The organism is Streptomyces boninensis, from assembly GCF_048572725.1.
GTDB lineage: Bacteria > Actinomycetota > Actinomycetes > Streptomycetales > Streptomycetaceae > Streptomyces > Streptomyces boninensis.
The window spans coordinates 675,528-689,824 of the sequence record NZ_CP183837.1 but is presented as its reverse complement, the minus strand read 5'-3'; the positions used below and the strand labels follow the sequence as shown (position 1 = coordinate 689,824).

The 14,297-nt window shown below is 71.3% G+C and carries 19 protein-coding genes; 9 read left to right on the top strand and 10 right to left on the bottom strand.

The window, feature by feature from the left end; all coding sequences use genetic code 11:
• Positions 1–3 precede the first annotated feature (3 nt).
• Positions 4–309 carry a DUF6189 family protein gene (locus ACNNMR_RS03070; RefSeq protein WP_419992927.1) on the bottom strand — a complete coding sequence of 102 codons (306 nt, stop codon included), beginning with the start codon at positions 307–309 and terminating at the stop codon, positions 4–6.
• A gap of 72 nt (positions 310–381) precedes the next feature.
• Here ACNNMR_RS03070 and ACNNMR_RS03065 point away from each other — a divergent pair, with 72 nt between their 5' ends.
• Entirely contained in the window at positions 382–1,320 is a 939-nt protein-coding gene (locus ACNNMR_RS03065; protein ID WP_419992926.1) for a serine/threonine dehydratase, read from the top strand.
• An 88-nt stretch (positions 1,321–1,408) separates the two neighbouring features.
• Here the strand turns inward: ACNNMR_RS03065 and ACNNMR_RS03060 are convergent, their stop codons facing one another.
• From ACNNMR_RS03060 to ACNNMR_RS03050, 3 genes are read right to left on the bottom strand one after another with little or no spacing between them, the layout of a single operon-like run.
• Positions 1,409–2,038 (bottom strand): GNAT family N-acetyltransferase, encoded by a 630-nt coding sequence (locus ACNNMR_RS03060; RefSeq protein WP_419992925.1) that lies wholly within the window; start codon positions 2,036–2,038, stop codon positions 1,409–1,411.
• Positions 2,031–2,342: a hypothetical protein gene (locus tag ACNNMR_RS03055; RefSeq protein WP_419992924.1), complete on the bottom strand. Its 312-nt coding sequence runs from the start codon at positions 2,340–2,342 to the stop codon at positions 2,031–2,033. The genes ACNNMR_RS03060 and ACNNMR_RS03055 overlap by 8 nt, the downstream gene beginning before the upstream one ends.
• A 6-nt stretch (positions 2,343–2,348) precedes the next feature.
• Complete coding sequence (locus ACNNMR_RS03050) at positions 2,349–2,981, bottom strand: ATP-dependent Clp protease proteolytic subunit (protein WP_419992923.1); 633 nt, start codon at positions 2,979–2,981, stop codon at positions 2,349–2,351.
• A gap of 59 nt (positions 2,982–3,040) precedes the next feature.
• On the opposite strand from ACNNMR_RS03050, the gene ACNNMR_RS03045 reads away from it, so the two are divergent.
• The gene (locus ACNNMR_RS03045) at positions 3,041–3,310 is read left to right on the top strand and encodes a type II toxin-antitoxin system Phd/YefM family antitoxin (protein WP_419992922.1); all 270 of its coding nucleotides are present in this window, start codon (positions 3,041–3,043) and stop codon (positions 3,308–3,310) included.
• Between the two features lie 11 nt (positions 3,311–3,321).
• Here the strand turns inward: ACNNMR_RS03045 and ACNNMR_RS03040 are convergent, their stop codons facing one another.
• Positions 3,322–4,041: a lysophospholipid acyltransferase family protein gene (locus ACNNMR_RS03040; RefSeq protein WP_419992921.1), complete on the bottom strand. Its 720-nt coding sequence runs from the start codon at positions 4,039–4,041 to the stop codon at positions 3,322–3,324.
• A gap of 216 nt (positions 4,042–4,257) precedes the next feature.
• Here ACNNMR_RS03040 and ACNNMR_RS03035 point away from each other — a divergent pair, with 216 nt between their 5' ends.
• Positions 4,258–4,758, top strand: coding sequence for an SSI family serine proteinase inhibitor (locus ACNNMR_RS03035; protein ID WP_419992920.1), 501 nt, complete (start codon positions 4,258–4,260; stop codon positions 4,756–4,758).
• A gap of 13 nt (positions 4,759–4,771) precedes the next feature.
• On the opposite strand, the gene ACNNMR_RS03030 is transcribed toward ACNNMR_RS03035, so the two are convergent.
• The gene (locus ACNNMR_RS03030; protein WP_419992919.1) at positions 4,772–5,998 is read right to left on the bottom strand and encodes an acyl-CoA dehydrogenase family protein; all 1,227 of its coding nucleotides are present in this window, start codon (positions 5,996–5,998) and stop codon (positions 4,772–4,774) included.
• A gap of 165 nt (positions 5,999–6,163) precedes the next feature.
• On the opposite strand from ACNNMR_RS03030, the gene ACNNMR_RS03025 reads away from it, so the two are divergent.
• Entirely contained in the window at positions 6,164–6,808 is a 645-nt protein-coding gene (locus tag ACNNMR_RS03025; protein ID WP_419992918.1) for a TetR family transcriptional regulator, read from the top strand.
• Positions 6,809–6,815: 7 nt separating this feature from the next.
• Here the strand turns inward: ACNNMR_RS03025 and def are convergent, their stop codons facing one another.
• Complete coding sequence (gene def, locus ACNNMR_RS03020; protein ID WP_419992917.1) at positions 6,816–7,346, bottom strand: peptide deformylase; 531 nt, start codon at positions 7,344–7,346, stop codon at positions 6,816–6,818.
• Between the two features lie 121 nt (positions 7,347–7,467).
• Here def and ACNNMR_RS03015 point away from each other — a divergent pair, with 121 nt between their 5' ends.
• The 4 genes from ACNNMR_RS03015 to ACNNMR_RS03000 all read left to right on the top strand — a co-directional run bounded on the left by ACNNMR_RS03015 (position 7,468) and on the right by ACNNMR_RS03000 (position 11,625).
• Positions 7,468–8,706, top strand: a complete 1,239-nt coding sequence (locus ACNNMR_RS03015; protein WP_419992916.1) for a MurT ligase domain-containing protein — start codon at positions 7,468–7,470, stop codon at positions 8,704–8,706.
• 29 nt (positions 8,707–8,735) lie between these two features.
• Positions 8,736–9,464: a type 1 glutamine amidotransferase gene (locus ACNNMR_RS03010; RefSeq protein WP_420000245.1), complete on the top strand. Its 729-nt coding sequence runs from the start codon at positions 8,736–8,738 to the stop codon at positions 9,462–9,464.
• An 87-nt stretch (positions 9,465–9,551) separates the two neighbouring features.
• Positions 9,552–10,577: a 6-phosphofructokinase gene (locus ACNNMR_RS03005; RefSeq protein WP_419992915.1), complete on the top strand. Its 1,026-nt coding sequence runs from the start codon at positions 9,552–9,554 to the stop codon at positions 10,575–10,577.
• 100 nt (positions 10,578–10,677) lie between these two features.
• Positions 10,678–11,625 carry a cytochrome c oxidase assembly protein gene (locus tag ACNNMR_RS03000; protein WP_419992914.1) on the top strand — a complete coding sequence of 316 codons (948 nt, stop codon included), beginning with the start codon at positions 10,678–10,680 and terminating at the stop codon, positions 11,623–11,625.
• Here the strand turns inward: ACNNMR_RS03000 and ACNNMR_RS02995 are convergent.
• The gene (locus tag ACNNMR_RS02995; RefSeq protein ID WP_419992913.1) at positions 11,602–12,141 is read right to left on the bottom strand and encodes a GNAT family N-acetyltransferase; all 540 of its coding nucleotides are present in this window, start codon (positions 12,139–12,141) and stop codon (positions 11,602–11,604) included. The two genes, ACNNMR_RS03000 and ACNNMR_RS02995, sit on opposite strands and share 24 nt — an antisense overlap.
• Positions 12,142–12,245: 104 nt before the next feature.
• On the opposite strand from ACNNMR_RS02995, the gene ACNNMR_RS02990 reads away from it, so the two are divergent.
• Positions 12,246–12,401: a hypothetical protein gene (locus ACNNMR_RS02990; RefSeq protein WP_419992912.1), complete on the top strand. Its 156-nt coding sequence runs from the start codon at positions 12,246–12,248 to the stop codon at positions 12,399–12,401.
• A gap of 62 nt (positions 12,402–12,463) precedes the next feature.
• Here the strand turns inward: ACNNMR_RS02990 and ACNNMR_RS02985 are convergent, their stop codons facing one another.
• On the bottom strand, positions 12,464–13,783 hold the full coding sequence (locus tag ACNNMR_RS02985; RefSeq protein WP_419992911.1) for an amidohydrolase/deacetylase family metallohydrolase: 1,320 nt from the start codon (positions 13,781–13,783) through the stop codon (positions 12,464–12,466).
• Between the two features lie 11 nt (positions 13,784–13,794).
• Complete coding sequence (locus ACNNMR_RS02980; RefSeq protein ID WP_419992910.1) at positions 13,795–14,280, bottom strand: RidA family protein; 486 nt, start codon at positions 14,278–14,280, stop codon at positions 13,795–13,797.
• Positions 14,281–14,297 lie beyond the last annotated feature (17 nt).

Genomic DNA, 14,297 nt, shown 5'->3' with positions numbered 1-14,297 from the left:
CCCTCAGGCCACGATGACCTTGGCCAGATCGGACAACATGACGTCCGCCTGGCTCCGTACGTCCGCGCTCCGGGACTGCGCGAAGTAGTCGAACAGGTACTTCAGGTCGCGATGCTCGTCGGCGGTCACCGGAATCGCATCGTAGGCGAGCACCGCGACCAGGGTCTCCAGCGCATAGTGCCATTCGCCCGCGCTGTTGGCGCCCCGCACCGAGCGGATGTAGGGCACGGCCGTCGGATGGGCCTCGAACCTGGGGAGGATGCGCTCGATGATCTGCTCCGTCCGCTCGGCGAGCTCACGATTCTCCATAAACAAATCCGTTAGGCAGACCCAGAAAATCCCCAATAGCTTACGAACCCTCGCATGCGGCAGGCTGATCCCATGGAGTCGTCACACACCGTCGCGCACAGCGATGTGAAAAGCGCCGCCGCGCGGATCGCGGGCCAGGTCAGGCCGCTGACCGTGGCACCGGCGGGCGAAGGGCTGCACTTCGCCCTGGAGTACCTGCAGCACACCGGCACCTTCAAGGCCCGCGGCCAGGCCAACTTCCTCGCCGCCCACGCCGAGCAGGGCGCCCTGCCCGAGGCGGGCGTCGTGATCGCCTCCGGCGGCAATGCGGGCCTCGCCTGCGCGTGGGCCGCCGCCCGGCACGGTATCCCGGCACACGTCTTCGTGCCCGAGACGACGCCTGCGGTGAAGGTGGCGGGCCTGCGTCGCTATGGCGCCGACGTCCGCCTAAAGGGCGCGCTTTACGGCGAGGCGCTGGAGGCCTCCCGCGCGTACGCGGCCGCGTCCGGCGCGCTCGTCGCGCACGCCTACGACAACACCCTCGTCTCGGCGGGCGCCGGGACGCTTCTCCCGGAGCTGGCGGCCGCGGTGCCTGACGGCGTCGACACCGTGATCGTCTCCGTCGGCGGTGGTGGTCTCTACGCCGGTGTCGCGGCCGCCGCCGACCACCTGGGCATCCGGGTCGTCGCCGTCGAGCCGGAGGGCTCGCGCGCGCTCAACGCCGCGCTGGAGGCGGGCAGGATCATCGACGTAGCCCCTGACTCGATCGCCGCCGACGCCCTGGGCGCGCCTCGCGTCTCGCAGGACGCGCTGACTTGGGCGCAGGGCCCCGGCACCCGGTCGGTGCTGGTCCCGGACGAGGCGATCGCTTCCGCGCGCCGGGCCTTGTGGGCCGACCACCGGATCGCGGTGGAGAACGCTGCGGCGACCGCGTACGCGGCCTTGACCCATGGCGCGTACGAGCCGGCGCCCGGGGAGCGCGTCGCGGTGGTGCTGTGCGGCGCCAACGCCGACCCGGCGGGTCTGGCCTGATCAAAGTGCGGCCTGGCGGGCGCGGCCTGATCCAAGACCGGCCCGGTGGGCCGGGCCTGAACCAAGCGGTCTCAGCGGCCTCGCCTGATCACCCCGCAGCCAGCAGCGCCTCTGCCCCCACGGGCCTGAACCCGGCCGCGAGAATGGCCCGCACGCCGGCCGCATTCCCGGGTGCGATCTGTGCCCACACCGGCGCGCCGTCCGGCACCAACTGCCGGGCGGCCTCCGCCAGCCGTCGCCCGAGCCCCTCGCCGCGCGCCTCCGGCTCCACCTCGACGGCCATCTCCCACCGCCCGGCAACCCCGTGCCCCAGCAGCACCAGACCGCCCGGCACAGCCCAGGCCCGTACGTCATCGCGATAGCGCAACGCCCGCGCCACCCGCGGATGGTCGCGCGCGGCGACCGGTGCCAGGTCCAGCTCCGGCGGCCCGTCGGCGGCGTCCGCGACCGTCAGCATGTCGATGTTGTTGACCCGGCGGCCCAGCCGTTCGCACAGCGCGCTCAGGAACGGCGGGTTGAGCGGCGCCGACAGATCGTCATCCGGCAGCAGCCCGCGCACCCACGCGGCCTCCGCGTCCGCGAAGACCACCGCGCACCCGGTGAAGGCGATCACTCCGGCATCCCGCGCCGACGGCTGCGGCAGCACCGCCACCGCGCCGTCCGGCGGCGGAAACACCCCGCGTGCGGCGTCGTCCAGAATCCCGGCAAGGTCACTCATGTACGGCACCAGGTGGCAGCAGCACCTGCCGCGTGCGTCTCTCGGCGTCGAGGACTCGCAGCGCCCGCGCCAGCGTCGCCGCATGCACCTCCGTCTCGCCGCGCGCATGCATCAGCTCCAGCGCGTCGCGCAGCTCCGCCGCCTTGCGCACCAGCGCCTGCGCGGCCCGCAGCCCGCCGTAAGTGTCGTCGCGGCGCGCCGGGTTGATGCGGCCCAGCAGGTCCACGGCCTCCAGATAGCGGTCGATCAGCTCACCCTCCGCACGGGTGAGCGCCGGCAGCGGCGGCAACTCCGGCGGCAGCACCGCGGCTCACCGCCCCGCACCCGGTACGGGGCGCTTGCGCGCCGCCGTGAGCTTGTCCGCGAGCCCGTACTCGATCGCCTCCTCGGCGTTGAAGTACTGGTCCCGCTCGATGTCCGCGCGCACCTCCTCGCGCGACCGGCCGGTGTGCCGGGCGAGGAGCTCCTCGAGCAGCTCGCGCTGGCGCTGCAGCTCCGCCGCTTGGATGACGAGGTCGTCGGTCTGCCCCTGCACCGTGTCGGAGAGGGCCGGCTGGTGGATGACGATGCGGGCGCCGGGCAGCGCGTACCGCTTCCCGGGGGTGCCGGCCGCGAGCAGCACGGCGGCGGCGGCGCCCGCCTGGCCCAGGCACACCGTCTCCACGTCGGAGCTGACGAACCGGATCGTGTCGTAGATCGCGGACATCGAGGTGAGCGAGCCGCCGGGGGAGTTGATGTAGAGCGAGATGTCCTGCTCGGGGGCGGAGTGCTCCAAGTGCATGAACTGGGCGATCACGTTGTTCGCGGCGTCGTCGTCGACCTGCGTGCCGAGGAAGACGATCCGCTCGCTGAGCAGCTTCGAGTACGGGTCCATGGTGCGGGTTCCGGAGCTGGTGCGCTCCGTGAACTCCGGCAGTACGTAACGGGCGGCCGGGTCGGTCATCGCGGCGTCACCTCCACAGGTCAAAATGTACAGGACGTACATCTTGTTAGAATGGCAGCATGGCCTACGAAATTCCGGTGACGCAAGCCCGCGCGGAGCTCGCGGATCTGATCAACCGCGTGGTGTACGGCGGCGAGAGGGTGCTGCTGACCCGGCACGGCAAGCCGCTGGTGGCCCTGGTCTCGGCTGCTGACCTGGAGCGTCTTGAGGCAGCGCCGGCCGAGCCGGTGATCCAGTCGGTGTCGGACGTGGGCGCGGCGCCGTCCGCTCCGGGCGAACGGCGGCGCTTCGGCATCGCGGCGGAGCACAAGCAGCCGCCGCCGCACTGACAGCCGCGGGCTCAGGCGGCCTTGTCCTGCGAGCCGCCGCCCTCCTTGCGCGCCTGCTCCAGCTCGGCCTTGACGTCGGTGGCGTACCGGTCGACGTACTCCTGGCCCGACAGGTTCAGGATCGAGTAGATGATCTCGTCGGTGACGGCGCGCAGGGCGGCCTTCTCGTTGTCCATGCCGGCGAAGCGGGAGAAGTCCAGCGGCTCGCCGAAACGAATCGTCACCCGTCCGAGCTTGGGGATCTTCCGCCCGGGAGGCTGCAGTTCGAAGGTCCCGACCATCGCGCACGGGATCACCTTCACCTGCCCGCGCAGCGCCATCGCCGCCACCCCGACCCGCCCCTTGTACAGCCGCCCGTCGTGGCTGCGGGTGCCCTCGGGGTAGATGCCGAGCAGCTCGCCCTTGCGCAGCACGCCGAGCCCCTCGTCGATCGCGGCCTGCGCCGCATTGCGGCCGGAGCGGTCGACCGGGATCTGTCCGGCGCTGCGGAAGAAGCCGGCGATCAGGCGCCCTTTGATGCCGGGCCCGGTGAAGTACTCCTGCTTGGCGAGGAAGGTGATGCGGCGCCTCAGCATGGCGGGCATCAGGAAGTGATCGGAGAAGGACAGGTGGTTGCCCGCGACGATCGCGGCGCCCTCCTCCGGGATGTGCTCGAGCCCCTCGATCCGCGGCCGGAACATCAGCCGCAACGCAGGCCCCAGGAGCACGTATTTGAGCACGTAGTAGAACACGGCAGCCTGCCTTCCCCCATGGTCGTCCGGTGCCCGAGCACACTAGTCGAGCCCCGGGCGGCGGGCGAGGGGGTGGGGCGGCATCGGGCGCGTATCGCTGCTGCGTACGGGTGATTGTGCGTACTTGCCGGGCGGGTCGGTGGCGTGGGGCGTTGCCCGGCGGGGGCCTCGGTACGAGCCTCGGGCTTTCACGAGCCAACTCACAGGAGGCCCGCCATGCCGTCCCCGCTCCGCCGCACCGCGGCCGTGCGAAGCGGCTCCGCCGCGGTCCCGCGCGCCGAGGATCCCGTGGGCTGTCCGCGGCCGGACGGCACCCGGTCGCGGCGGAGCCGTCTGGCCGCGCTCGCACTCACCTTGCTCGCCGTATCGGCGGCCTCCACCGCACCCGCCTACGCCCGTCAGGAGCCGGTCCCGGACCGCGGCGGGCTGATGCTGACCGTCTCGGGCTCGTCCAATACCTGGATTCGCGGCGTCCTGCTGCGGTGTCCGTCCGGCGTCGGCAACCACCCGGATGGCCTGCGCGCCTGCGCCGCTCTGGAGCGCGCGCATGGCGACCCGGGCCGGGCGGGGGCCGGAAGGCGGCCGTGCAGCCGCGAGTACGACCCGGTCACCGCGACCGCGTACGGCACCTGGCGCGACCGCGCGGTCCGCTGGGAGCGTACGTACGCCAACGCCTGCGAGCTGGACGCACGTACGGGCCCGGTCTTCCGCTTCTGAGCCCCGCCCCTGGCTAGCGGATCGGCACGCCCGACAGCGTCCGCGCGATCACGAGCCGCTGGATCTCGCTCGTCCCCTCGAAGATCGTGTAAATCGCGGCGTCCCGGTGCATCCGCTCCACCGGGTACTCCCGCGTGAAGCCGTTCCCGCCGAGGATCTGCATCGCCTGGGCGGTGACCGTCTTGGCCACCTCGCCCGCGTACAGCTTCGACATCGAGCCTTCGGCCGACGTGAACGGCCGCCCCGCGGCCGCCATCCACGACGCCCGCCACACCAGCAGCCGGGCCGCGTCGATCTGGGTCCGCATGTCGGCGAGCTGGAAGGCGACGCCCTGGTTGTCGATGATCGGGCGGCCGAACTGCACGCGGGTCTTGGCGTACTCCAGCGCCGTCTCGTATGCAGCCCGCGCGATGCCCACCGCCTGCGCGCCGACCGCGGGGCGGGAGGCCTCGAAGGTGGCCATGGCGGCGTTCTTCACGCGCTCGCCGCCGGTCTTCGCCCGCTCGCGGGCGCGCGCGAGGCGCTCGTCGAGCTTCTCCTTGCCGCCCAGGAGGCAGTTCCCCGGCAGACGTACGTCTTCGAGGACCACCTCGGCGGTGTGCGAGGCGCGGATGCCGTGCTTCTTGAACTTCTGGCCCTGGGACAGGCCGGGCGTGTCCGGCGGGACGATGAAGGAGGCGTGGCCCTTGGAGCCGAGCTCCGGGTCGACGACCGCGACGACCACGTGGACGTTGGCGATGCCGCCGTTGGTCGCCCAGGTCTTGGTGCCGTTGAGGACCCACTCGTCCTTGGCCTCGTCGTAGACGGCGCGGGTGCGCATCGCCGCGACGTCCGAGCCGGCGTCGGGCTCGGAGGAGCAGAAGGCGGCGACCTTGACGTCGTTCACGTCGCCGTACATCTGCGGGATCCAGGTGGCGACCTGCTCCTCGGTGCCGTTGGCGACGACGCCGACGGCGGCCAGGCCCGTGCCGACGATCGACAGGGCGATGCCGGCGTCGCCCCAGAAGAGCTCCTCCATGGTCATGGCTATGCCGAGGCCGGTGGGGTCGAAGTACTGCTGGGCGTAGAAGTCGAGCGAGTACAGGCCGATCTTCGCGGCCTCCTGGATCACCGGCCAGGGCGTCTCTTCGCGCTCGTCCCACTCGGCCGCCGCCGGACGGATCACGTCGGCGGCGAAGCCGTGGATCCAGTCGCGCACCGCCTGCTGGTCCTCATTGAGCTCGAACGTGAATTCCGCCATGCCACCCTCCGACTAATGTTACTTTCGGTAACACGCAGTCTGTTACTCGCGAGTAAGGTCTGTCAACTCCCGGACGCCGCTCCGGCCCGTCACGCTGCCCTTAAGACCTGGGTGTTACGTTGCGCACGCGGGCACGGAAAGACGAGGCGAGCGGGGAGAAAGCGCGTGGAGACCAGCCGGCAGGCGGATCAGCAGCAAGCGGCAGAGCGCCGAAGAGAGGAGCTGCTCCGGGCCGCCGACCGCGTCGTCCTGCGCGAGGGCCCGGACGCTTCCATGAACGCCATCGCCGCCGAGGCCGGCATCACCAAGCCGATCCTCTACCGCCACTTCGGCGACAAGAGCGGCCTCTACCGCGCCCTCGCCGAACGCCACACCGACGCCCTCGTCGCCTCCCTGCGCGCCGCCCTCGACACCCCGACGGGCCGCCGCGAGCGGGTCGAGGCCGCCCTCGACACCTACCTCGCCGCCATTGAGGCCCGCCCGCAGGTCTACCGCTTCCTCATGCACCCGGCCGGCGACGCCCGAGCCCCCGAGCGCGACTTCGAGGTCGGCCGGCACTCCGCCCCGCTGCTGCGCCGCCTCGGCGAGGAGCTGGCGCAGGTCATCGACGAGCGGGTGGACCTCGGCCCGGGCGGCGCGCTGCTGGCCCGCACCTGGGGCCACGGCATCGTCGGCATGATGCACGCGGCGGGGGACTGGTGGCTGCGCGAGCGGCCGTGCTCCCGCGCGGAGCTGGTGCAGTCGCTCGCGGATCTGCTGTGGGGGCGACTGGCCGCCGCCTCGGACCGGCTCGGCGGGCCCGGGTTGTAAGCCTCTTTTACGCGGCCCACCCGCTGCCGCGCAGCGCCCGCCTTCGCCGCAGCCGCCCCAGCCGGTCGGTGAACACCATCCCGTCCAGGTGGTCGCACTCGTGCTGCAGGCACCGCGCGAAGAACCCGGTGCCCGTCACGCGCACCGGCGCGCCCGTCAGATCGCAGCCCTCGACGACCGCCTCGTCCCAGCGCGGCGTGCCGGCCTCCCGGCCCGGCAGTGACAGGCACCCCTCGGGCCCGCGCACCACCACTCCGCCCGTCGACACCAGCCGCGGATTCACCACATGTCCGATATGCCGCCGGTCTTCGTCATCCGGACAGTCGTACACGAACACCCGCTTCCCGACGCCGATCTGGCAGGCCGCGAGCCCCACGCCCCGGTGCGCGTACATCGTCGCGAAGAGGTCCTCGACGAGCCGCTCCAGCGGCTCCCCGAAGGACGTCACCTCGTCCGCGGGCTTGTGCAGCAAGGCCTCACCGAACCCCAGCACCCGCCGCACCCGTCCGCCACTGCCCGGAATCGCCCGCTCTGCCATGGCGGTCAGGGTACGGGCCGTAAACCCTATGACTCTTACAAGACCCCTGGTGGCGATTCGGGTCCCGGCCTAACTCTCGGTAGGCTGAGCTCCGCGCCGAATGCGAGGAGGAGCATCCACGATGGCAGGCAACACGGACCCGCTGTCCCCCCGGGCGAAGCTGGCCGTCACGGCAGGCAGGGCCGCGGCCGCGGTGTCCCGCGCCGCGGGTCGCGGCAGCGGATCGGTGATCGGGGGCAAGGTCGCCCTCAAGCTGGAGCCCGACCTGCTCGCCCGCCTCTCCACCCACCTCGACGTGGTGCTGGTCTCCGCCACCAACGGCAAGACGACCACCACCCGCCTGATCGCCGAGGCGCTGCGCGCGTCCGGGCCGGTCGTCTCCAATGCCCTCGGCGCCAATATGCCCGCGGGCATCACCTCCGCCCTCGCCGGCGGCTCGGAGGCGAAGTACGGCGTCATCGAGGTCGACGAGAAGTACCTGGCGGGCGTCGCCCGTGACGTCGACCCGAAGGCCATCGCGCTGCTCAACCTCTCCCGCGACCAGCTCGACCGCGCCGCCGAGACCCGGATGCTGGCCGAGCGCTGGCGCGAGGGCCTGGCCGGCACCAAGGCCGTCGTCATCGCCAACGCCGACGACCCCCTGGTCGCCTGGGCCGCCTCGTCCTGCCCGAATGTCATCTGGGTCGCCGCGGGCCAGCAGTGGAAGGAAGACTCCTGGTCCTGCCCGTCCTGCGGCGGCGTGCTGCAGTGGCACGGCGACGACTGGGGCTGCGGCGAGTGCGGCTTCCGCCGCCCGACGCCCAGCTGGGCGCTCAACGGCGACCACGTCCTCGACCCGCACGGCGCCGCCTGGCCGATCCAGCTGCAGCTGCCGGGCCGCGCCAACAAGGCCAATGCCACCACCTCCGCCGCCGTGGCTGCCGCCTTCGGCGTCCACCCGCAGACGGCGCTGGAGCGGATGTACTCCGTGACGGCCGTCGCGGGCCGCTACGACGTGGTGAACTTCTCCGGCCGTGAACTGCGCCTGCTGCTGGCCAAGAACCCGGCCGGCTGGCTGGAGACGTTCTCGCTGATCGACCCGCCGCCCGCCCCGGTCGTCCTGTCCGTCAACGCCCGTGGCGCCGACGGCACCGACACCTCCTGGCTGTGGGACGTCGCGTACGGCCGCCTCGCCGGCCACCCGATCTTCGTCATCGGCGACCGCAAGCTCGACCTGGCCGTACGCCTCGAGGTGGCGGGCGTCGAATTCCGCGTCTGCCGCGACCTGGACGAGGCGGTCGCCGCGGCGCCCCCCGGCCGTATCGAGGTCATCGCCAACTACACCGCGTTCCAGGACCTGCGCCGCCGGGTCGGCAACTGACCAGCGAGGAGATGCGCTACATGAACGGCATGAACGACAACAGCCTCCGCCTCGTCTGGGTCTACCCCGACCTGCTGTCGACCTACGGCGACCAGGGCAACGCCCTCGTCGTCGAGCGCCGCGCCCAGCAGCGCGGCATCGAGGTCGAGCGCATCGACGTACGCTCCGACCAGCAGGTGCCCGCCGGCGCCGACATCTACCTCATCGGCGGCGGCGAGGACCGCCCGCAGCGGCTCGCCGCCGAGCGCCTGCGCCGCGACGGCGGCCTCAACCGGGCGGCCGCCAATGGCGCGATCATCTTCTCCGTTTGCGCGGGCTACCAGATTCTCGGCCACGAGTTCGTCAACGACCTGGGTGAGCGCGAGGCCGGCCTCGGCCTCCTCGACGTGATCAGCACCCGCGGCGAGAAGGACCGCTGCGTCGGCGACGTCCTGGGCGACATCGACGACCGCCTCGGCCTGCCGCCGCTGACCGGCTTCGAGAACCATCAGGGCATTACGCACCTGGGCCCGGGCGCCCGCCCGTTCGCCCGCACCCGCTTCGGCAACGGCAACGGCACCGGGGACGGCACCGAAGGCGCCTGGAACGACACGGTGTTCGGCACCTACATGCACGGCCCGGTCCTGGCCCGTAACCCGCAGATCGCCGACCTGCTCATCCGGCTCGCGATGGACGCGCCCGGTCTACCCGCGCTGGACGACCGCTGGTACGAGGCCTTGCGCGAGGAAAGGATCGCGGCCGCGAGCCAGCCCGCGTAAAGGTCCCCCTGTAAGCTGAGGGCACCCCTAAGCCGGACGATGGGGTCCGGTCATCCACCCCACGTCCGCGAAGGGTTCCCCTCCGCCATGCGCATAGGTGTGCTCACATCCGGCGGCGACTGCCCCGGCCTGAACGCCGTCATCCGCTCCGTCGTCCACCGCGCCGTCGCCGACCGCGGCGACGAGGTCATCGGCTTCCGCGACGGCTGGAAGGGCCTGCTGGAGTGCGACTACCGCAAGCTCGACCTCGACGCGGTGGGCGGCATTCTCGCCCGCGGCGGCACCATCCTCGGCTCCTCCCGCGTCCAGCCCGCGCATCTGCGCGACGGCGTTGAACGGGCGCGGGAGCACGTCGCCGAACTCGGCCTCGACGCGATCATCCCGATCGGCGGCGAAGGCACCCTGAAGGCCGCCCGGATGCTCTCCGACGCAGGGCTGCCCATCGTCGGCGTGCCGAAGACGATCGACAACGACATCGCCTCGACCGATGTCACCTTCGGCTTCGACACGGCGGTGGGGGTGGCCACCGAGGCCCTCGACCGCCTGAAGACGACGGCCGAGTCCCACCAGCGCGTCCTCGTCGTCGAGGTCATGGGCCGGCACACCGGCTGGATCGCCCTCCACTCCGGCATGGCGGCGGGCGCGCACGCCATCGTCGTACCGGAGCGGCCCTTCGACATCGGCGAGCTGACCAAGCTGGTCGGCCGCCGCTTCGAGGCCGGGAAGCGCTTCGCGATCGTCGTGGTCGCCGAGGGCGCCAAGCCGCGCGAGGGCTCCATGCCCTTCGACACCGGCGGCAAGGACATCTACGGCCACGAGCGCTTCGCCGGTGTCGCCCGCCAGCTGACCGTCGAGCTGGAGGAGCGCCTCAACAAGGAGGCCCGCCCGGTCATCCTCGGCCACGTGCAGCGCGGTGGCACCCCCACCGCGTATGACCGCGTCCTCGCCACCCGCTTCGGCTGGCACGCGGTGGAGGCGGCGCACGAGGGCGCCTTCGGGATGATGACGGCCCTGCGCGGTACGGACATCACGCTGGTGCCGCTCGCCGAGGCCGTCGATTCGCTGAAGACGGTCCCCTCGCACCGCTACGACGAGGCGGAGTGCGTCCTCTAGCCGCGACCCGCCGCTGAAGTAGAGCCGCCCCGCACGCAGCACACCGCGGAGGCGGCTCTACTCTGTTAAATGCACCATCAGCGGCGAAGAGGGAACAGACATGGACCACGGCGGACACGGCCAGATGAACCTGCCGCCGTTCACCTTCGAACGCGGCCTCGCCTGGAGCCCCGACACCTTCTTCCTCGTCGCCTGCCTCCTCGGCCTCGCCCTCTACGCCTGGGGCGTCGTCCGTCTCGTCCGGCGCGGCGACCGCTGGCCGGTCACCCGTACCGTCGCCTTCACCTTCGGCGTGCTGACGGTACTGGTGGCGATGTGTACGGGACTGAATGACTACGGCATGGTCATGTTCAGCGTGCACATGGTGCAGCACATGATCATCAGCATGATCTCGCCCATCCTCATCCTGCTGGGCGCGCCGGTGACGCTGCTGCTGCGGGCGCTGCCGACCAGGCCGAAGGGCAAGATCAGTCCGCGGTCGCTGCTGGTGAGCCTGCTGCACAGCCGGTATCTGCGGGTCATCACCCACCCCGCGTTCACCATCCCGCTGTTCATCGCGAGCCTGTACGGGCTGTACTTCACGCCGCTCTTCGACACGCTGATGGGCAGCAGGGCGGGCCATATCGCGATGATGGTGCACTTCCTCGCCGTCGGCCTGATCTTCTTCTGGCCGATCATGGGCGTGGACCCGGGCCCGCACCGCCCCGGCTATGTGATGCGCATCCTGGAGCTCTTCGCGGGCATGCCCTTCCACGCCTTCTTCGGCATCGCCCTGATGATGGGCGGCGAGCCCATGATCAGTACGTTCATGCACCCGCCGGCCTCGCTTGGCCTCGACCCGCTCGGCGACCAGCAGGCGGCGGGCGGCATCGCCTGGGCCTTCAGCGAGATCCCGTCGGTGCTGGTCCTGGTCGCGCTGGTCCACCAGTGGCACAACTCCGAGCAGCGCAAGGCCCGCCGAGACGACCGCAAGGCGGCCAGGGACGGCGACGCGGAGCTGGTGGCGTACAACGCCTATCTGGCGTCACTGAACTCCCGGTCGAGCTAGCCGGTACAGCACGCTCGGCCGCAGCGGCCCCTCGGGCGCGGTGAGGTCCTCGAAGTCGTCGGCCGGGTCGCGGGTCATGCCGATGCGTCGCATCACCGCCTGTGAACGGACATTGGCAGCCGTGGTGACAGCGAGGATCTCGGGAAGCTCAAGGGTGTCGAAGCCGAAGGCCAGGACTTCCCGCGCGGCCTCGGTGGCGTAGCCCTGGCCCCAGGCCGGCCGGGCGAGCCGCCAGCCGATCTCCACGCCGGTGAACGGCATGCCGTCGTCCACCGGATCCAGGCCCGCGAAGCCGATGAACTCGCCCGTGGCCCGCACCTCGACCGCCCACCATCCGTAGCCCTGCCGCTCGAAGCCGGCCCGGAAGCGCGCCACGGACGCATCGGCCTGCTCGCGGGTGAGCAGGCCGCCCAGGTGCTCGCGGACCTCGGGATCGGCGTTCATGGCGGCCCATGGTGCGAGGTCGGAGTCGCGCCATCCGCGCAGGGTGAGGCGGGCGCTGTGCAGTTCGGTCATGCCGGCCAGCCAATCATGACGGCCTCTGGCGCGGACGTATCCGGCGGGTCAGGATGGGGGAGGGGCGAGTCACTCGGCTAGGCGACGGGTGGGGTGGTGCGGCAATGTCCGGTTCCCTGAAGACTCTGGTGGGGTGCACCGCGGGCGGTCTGGTGGCCGTGTCGGCGTACTCCGTGGCGCTGGGCAGCAGCGGGTGGCTGTGGTTCTTCTGGACCGTGCTGCTGCTGACGATGATCGGGTCGATCGTCGTGGGGGACTGAACCGGCCCTGACCCGCCGCGGCGGGCGGACGGCCCGTGCTGCCGCCCGCCCGCCGGTTCTGTTCAGCAGTGCGCGAAAGTCCCCGCCGCGGGGCGCTCCACCGCATCCGGAGTCCAGGCCTTCGCGGCCATGCCGTTCAGATCCCAGACCACCTTCCCGGCGCGCACGGTCACCTGCGCCGTGAGCTTCCGCTTGCCGTCGATGCGATAGCCGAAGCTGTCCGTGAAGCCGAACGTGCCACGGTCGGCGGAGAGGACCGCGATGTCGGCCGGTGCGCCCTCCGACAGGTGCCCGAGGTCGGGGCGGCCGATGGTCTGCGCCGGCATCCAGGTGGACGCCTTGATCACGTCCGTCAGCGGAATCCCGAGCACCAGGAACTTCGACATGAGGTTGGCCATGTCCTTCATCCCGGAGTTCATGCTCGTGATGTGCAGGTCGGTGGAGATGGTGTCGGGCGGAAAGCCTTCCTTCATGGCCTGCTTCACCACGTCCCACCCGAAGCTGCCGCCGCCGTGCCCGACGTCGAAGAGCACCCCGCGCCGGCGGCCCGCGTGCATGCCCGAGTTGAGCCTGCCGTCCACGAGCTCGCGGCGCAGCCCCGAGTAGGCGTGCGTGTAGATGTCGCCGCGGCGGAGCTTCTCGGTGAGCAGCTGCTCCAGCGGGCGCTCGGGGTGGTCGGAGCCGAAGTCGACCTTCACCGGGAGGTCCGCGCGCACACCGGCCTCCAGCGAACGGTCCACCGCGATCCAGTCGGCGCCCTCGTAGTGTGCCGTCTTGATGCCGACGATCAGCCCCGGATACTGCTCGGCTTTGTCGACCGCGGGCCCCGGCCGCATGTCGCCGGTGTCCTGCTCGACCTTGGCGCCGCCCATGCCCTTGCCGACGATGTTGAGGAACGCCAGCACCCGGGTCTCTGCGCGGTCGATGATCTTCTTCTTGAACAGCTCGAAGTTGGCGGCCCCCGAGGAGCCGGCGTCCACCGCGGTGGTGACGCCGCTGCGGAAGGTGAACCCGTCCGGCACCACGCCGTTCTTGCCGTCCGCGTAGTCGTTCGCCGGCCCGTAGAACAGGTGGGCGTGCAGATCGATCAGGCCCGGGGTGACGTACTGCCCGCGGGCGTCCACGGTCTGCTTCGCCCCCGAGGCGTCGATGCTCTTCGCCACCTCGGCGATCTTCCCGTCCTTGACGGCGATGTCCCGCACGGCGTTCAGCTTGTTCTTCGGGTCGATGACATGGCCGCGCTGGATGACGAGGTCGTACGCCCCTGCCTCCTCGGCCGCCGCGCCGGAGGGGGCCGCCGCGGCCGGGGCCGCCTTGCCCACGACCATGCCGAGCGCCGCGGCGGGCGCTGCCAGTACGCGGGCGCGGTTGCGTATCTCCATCCCGTCGGCCCTCATATGACCGCGATGCAATCGATCTCGACCAGCGAGTCCCCGGGGATGCCGGCCGCGGCGGCGATCGTGGTGCGGACGCCCGGCTCGGGGCCCCAGCGGCCGAGGAACACCTCGTTCATGCCGTCGTAGTCGTCGAGGGTGTTGAGGTAGACGTTGACCTTGAGCACCTTCTTCATCGAGGAGCCGACCGACTCCAGGTAGCGCTCCACCTCGTTCAGCACATGCTCGGTGTGGTCCTTGATATCGCCCTCGAAGTGGGCGCCGATGCCGGAGATGAAGACCATCGAGCCGTACGTGACGATGGGGCTGAACAGCGGGTTCTCCGGCGGCTCCTCGCCACCGGGGTAGTGCACCTCCTTCTTCGGCTTGTGGCCGTGCTTGGTGTCGGCCGCCGAAGCCGCGCCGGCGCCGGCCACCGTCGGCACGGCCGCGATGGCCGCGACGGCGGGCGCCTTGCGGATGAAGTCACGTCGGTTCGAGCTCACATGTCCTCCAGGGGTTG